The organism is Achromobacter sp. DMS1 (assembly GCF_001270295.1).
The window spans coordinates 1-4,958 of the sequence record NZ_LHSJ01000292.1 but is presented as its reverse complement, the minus strand read 5'-3'; the positions used below and the strand labels follow the sequence as shown (position 1 = coordinate 4,958).

Here is a 4,958-nt window from a genome sequence, read left to right as displayed (position 1 = left end):
GGCGGCGCGCACGGGCACGTACCAGGGCCGCACGTGCAGGCGGTAGTGGGTGAAGGTATGGGCGAAGGCGGCCAGTTCGTGGCGGCCTTCGGGCTCCAGTCCGAGCGCGCGGGAGGCGTCGCCGGGGTCTTGCCCGGGATCGAACTCCGGCAGGCTCCACAGCCCGCCCCAGATGCCGGGCGACGGGCGCTGCTGGAGCAGCACGGCGCCGCCGTGCTGCAGCACCAGCATGGCGGTCTGGCGTTCGGGAATGGCCTTGCGCGCCTTGGGCGCAGGCAGTTCGGCCTGGCGGCCATCGCGGTGCGCCACGCAGGTGGCCGCCACCGGACAGGCCCCGCAGGCGGGCTTGCCGCGGGTGCAGACGGTGGCGCCCAGGTCCATCAGCCCTTGCGTGTAGGCGGCCATGTCCAGGCCGGGCGCGGCCTCGACCTGGGCCTCGGCCAGCGCCCAGAGCCGCTGTTCCACCTCGCGCCGCGAGGGATCGCCCTCGATGCCGAAATGGCGGGTGAAGACGCGCTTGACGTTGCCGTCCATGATGGGCGAGCGCTCGCCGTAGCTGAAGGCGGCGATGGCGGCGGCGGTGGAGCGGCCGATGCCGGGCAGGGTGGCGATCTGTTCGGCGCTGGGCGGAAACCGGCCGTTCCAGTCGCGCGCGACTTCCTGGGCGCAGCGGTGCAGGTTGCGCGCCCGGGCGTAGTAGCCCAGGCCCGCCCAGTAGGGCATGACGTCTTCCTGGGCGGCGGCGGCCAGCGCCTGCACGTCGGGAAAGCGCTCGAGGAATCGCTCGTAATAGGGAATGACGGTGGCCACCTGCGTCTGCTGGAGCATGATTTCCGAGAGCCAGACCCGGTAGGGGTCGCGGCTGCGCTGCCAGGGCAGGCCATGGCGGCCATGCCGGCGCTGCCAGGCGGCGATGCGAGAGGCGAAGTCCATGGCCGGCATTATCGCACCGCACTATTGCCGGGCGGCGGGGTAGCGGTTACAACGGACGGACCACAAGCGCATCCGCGCCTGGACTGCACGGCCCCGTCACATCGTCAGCTTGCATCGTCCGGCCTGGCGCCTGTCTGCGCGACGCGCGGCTCACGCGCCGCCGCGGGTTGACAGCCGCCGCCGGGCCGCTCCAAGGGCTCATACCGGCGTGCGCGGCACGAAGGGAGTCCGGCGGGCATGCAGGGAGGCGGCGGCGGGGATAGACGATCCTCGGAGGCGACATGAATGCTCCCCTCTCGCCCGCGGTGCGGGCGGCGCTCGAATCCGTCCAGCTCGATGACAAATACACCCTGGAATCCGGCCGCGCCTGGATGAGCGGCATCCATGCGCTGGTGCGCCTGCCCATGATGCAGCGCATGCGCGACCGGCGCGCGGGCTTGAACACCGCCGGCTTCGTGTCGGGCTACCGGGGGTCGCCGCTGGGCGGGCTGGACCAGAACATGTGGAAGGCGTCCGCCCATCTCAAGGCGCACCACGTCGAGTTCCGGCCGGGCGTCAACGAAGACCTGGCGGCCACGGCGGTGTGGGGCTCGCAGCAGGTCAATCTGTTTCCGGGCGCGAAATACGACGGCGTGTTCGGCATGTGGTACGGCAAGGGGCCGGGCGTGGACCGCTGCGGCGACGTCTTCAAGCATGCCAACGCGGCGGGCACTTCGCGCCATGGCGGCGTGCTGGCGGTGGCCGGCGACGACCACCCGGCCAAGTCTTCCACGCTGCCTCACCAGAGCGACCACATACTCAAGGCCTGCATGATTCCGGTGCTGTTTCCGGCCAGCGTGCAGGAGGTGCTGGACTACGGCATCCACGGCTGGGCGATGAGCCGCTACGCGGGGGTGTGGGTCGGCCTGAAGTGCATTACCGACATCGTGGAGGCTTCGGCGCCGGTGGAGGTCGACCCCGAGCGCGTGCGGATCGCGCTGCCGGAGGATTTCGACGTGCCGCCCGGCGGCCTCAACATCCGCGTGCCGGACACGCCCCTGCAGCAGGAGGCGCGGCTGCTGGACCACAAGCTATACGCAGCCCTGGCCTATGCGCGCGCCAACGGCCTGAACCGGGAACTGTGGACGGTGCCGGCCGGCACGGCCCGTTACGGCATCATGACCTCGGGCAAGGCGCACCTGGACACCATGCAGGCGCTGGCCGACCTGGGCCTGACCGAAGACGTGTGCTGGCGCATCGGCCTGCGGGTTTTCAAGGTGGGCATGGTCTGGCCGCTGGAGGCCACGGGCGTGCAGCGTTTCGCCGAGGGCCTGGACGAGATCCTGGTGGTGGAGGAAAAGCGGCAGATCCTGGAGTACCAGCTCAAGGAGGAGCTGTTCGGCTGGATCGGCAGCGGGCGCAAGATTCCGCGCGTGGTGGGCAAGTTCGACGACAAGGACGGCGGCGAGTGGTCGGTGCCCCAGGGCAACTGGCTGCTGCCGGCGCACTACGAGTTCTCGCCGGCCATGGTGGCCAAGGCCGTGGGGGCCCGGCTGCTGCGCATGGCGCTGCCGCAGGACGTGCGCGCGGGCATCGAGGCGCGGCTGGCGGAGATCGCCGGGCGCGAGGCGGCGCTGGCGCGGCCGAGGGTGACGGCCGAGCGCAAGCCGTGGTTCTGTTCGGGCTGTCCGCACAATACCTCGACCCGGGTGCCGGATGGCTCGCGCGGCATGGCGGGCATCGGCTGCCACTACATGGTCACGTGGATGGGCCGCAACACCCAGGTCTGCACCCAGATGGGCGGCGAGGGCGTGCCCTGGATCGGCCAGGCGCCGTTTACCGAGGAAAAGCACGTATTCGCCAACCTGGGCGACGGCACGTATTTCCACTCGGGCCTGCTCGCCATCCGCGCGGCGGTGGCGGCGCGCGTGCCCATCACCTACAAGATCCTGTTCAACGACGCCGTGGCCATGACCGGCGGGCAGCCGGTGGACGGGCCGCTGTCGGTGCCCATGATCAGCCGCCAGATGGCGGCCGAGGGCATAGAGAAAATCGTGGTGGCGACGGACGATCCCGGCAAGTACCGCGGCATGGCGGGCATGGCGCCGGGCGTGCCCGTGAGGCACCGCGACGAGCTGGACGCCGTGATGCGCGAGCTGCGCGAATACCCGGGCGTGTCGGTGCTGATCTACGACCAGACCTGCGCCACCGAGAAGCGGCGCCGCCGCAAGCGCAACGCCTATCCCGACCCGGCGCGCCGGGTGCTTATCAACGAGCGGGTCTGCGAGGGCTGCGGCGATTGTTCGGAGCAGTCGAACTGTCTCTCGGTGGAGCCGCTGGAGACGGAATTCGGCCGCAAGCGCCGCATCAATCAGTCGAGCTGCAACAAGGACTTTTCCTGTCTGAAGGGCTTCTGCCCCAGTTTCGTGACGGTGGAAGGCGGGCGGCTGAAGCCGCCCCGGGCCATGCGCGGCGGCGAGACGGCGCCCGACGAGGGTCTGCCCGGGCCGGCGTCGCGGCCGGGCCTGGACCGCCCGTACGGCGTGTTCGTGGCGGGCGTGGGCGGCACGGGCGTGGTCACCATCGGCCAGCTCGTCGGAATGGCGGCCCACCTGGAGGGCAAGGGCGCGTCGGTGCTGGACATGGCGGGCCTGGCGCAGAAGGGCGGCGCGGTCTACTCGCACGTGCTGCTGGCGGCGGATCCGGGCGCCCTGCTCAATACGCGCGTGGCCATGGGCGAGGCCGACCTGCTGCTGGCGGGCGATCTCGTCGTGGCGGCGGGGCCGGATGCGATCGCGCGCCTGGCGCCGGGCCGCACGCACGGTCTGCTCAACAGCGAAACCCTGCCCACGGCGGCCTTCGTGCACGACCCGGACTGGGCGCTGCCCGGCTCGGACCTGTTGGCCGACCTGCGGGCGGCCTGCGGCCCGGACCGCCTGGCGCTGGTGGACGCCTCGGGCCTGGCGCTGCGTCTGCTGGGAGACGCCATTTACGCCAATCCGCTGATGCTGGGCTATGCCTGGCAGAAGGGCTGGCTGCCGCTGTCCGCGCAGGCGCTGCGCCGCGCCATCGAGCTCAACGGCCAGCAGGTCGAGCGCAACCTCGCGGCATTCGGCTGGGGCCGCCGCGCGGCGCACGACCTGGCCGGCCTGCTGCGCGAGCTGGACCGCGACGAGCCGGCTTCCGGGCTGCCGACGGGGTCGTCGAGATCAGCCGTCCGCGCGCGCACAAGCCGGTGCTGGAACTGAAGAAGCCGCCCGCCGAGCTGGAGCGGCTGGTCGCCGTGCGCAAGGCGTACCTGGCCCAATACCAGAACGCGGCCTATGCCGCGAAGTACGAGGCCCTGGTGCGCAAGGTGGCCGCCGCCGAGCGGGAGGCCACCGGCACCGACCGGCTGGCGATCGCGGTGGCGCGCAATTACTTCAAGCTCATGGCCTACAAGGACGAATACGAGGTGGCCAGGCTCTACAGCGACGGCGAATTCCTTGCCCGCGTCAACGAACAGTTCGAGGGGGACTGGAAGCTGCGCTTCTACCTGGCGCCGCCGCTGCTGGCGCGGCCGGGGCCCGACGGCCGGCCCCGGAAGCATGCCTACGGGCACGGGATGCTGCGCGTGTTCCGCATGCTGGCGCGCCTGCGCTTTCTGCGCGGCACGCGATTCGACCCCTTCGGCTACGCCGCCGAGCGCAAGGCCGAGCGCGCGCTCATGCGGGAGTACGGCGAAACCATGGCGGCGATCCTGGGCAAGCTCAACCGCGGCAACCTGGACCGCGCCGTCGAGCTGGCCAGCCTGCCCGAGGAAATCCGCGGCTACGGTCCCGTGAAGGAAGCCGCCATGGCGCGCGCGGCCCGGCGCCGCGAAAAGCTGCTGGAAGGCTTCAGCGCCACGGTGGTGAAGCTGGGCGGCATCCGCGCGGCATAAATGGATAAGGTAGATAAGGAGGCGCGGCCCTAGCTGCTGGCGGCCTCGGTCTTGCGGCGGGTGAGGCCGGTGTCGAAACGCTCGACGCCGGGGCGCGGCGCCGGCTGCGCCCCGGGGCAAGGCG

1 protein-coding gene and 1 pseudogene are annotated in these 4,958 nt (G+C 71.3%); one reads left to right on the top strand and one right to left on the bottom strand.

All coding sequences use genetic code 11. From position 1 onward, the window contains the following. Window positions 1–942: A/G-specific adenine glycosylase (mutY, locus tag AD428_RS22745; protein WP_152968200.1), on the bottom strand; the 942-nt coding region annotated here is incomplete at its 3' end. 272 nt (window positions 943–1,214) lie between these two features. Here mutY and AD428_RS22740 point away from each other — a divergent pair. Next, a pseudogene (locus AD428_RS22740) lies at window positions 1,215–4,834 on the top strand (indolepyruvate ferredoxin oxidoreductase family protein). Window positions 4,835–4,958 lie beyond the last annotated feature (124 nt).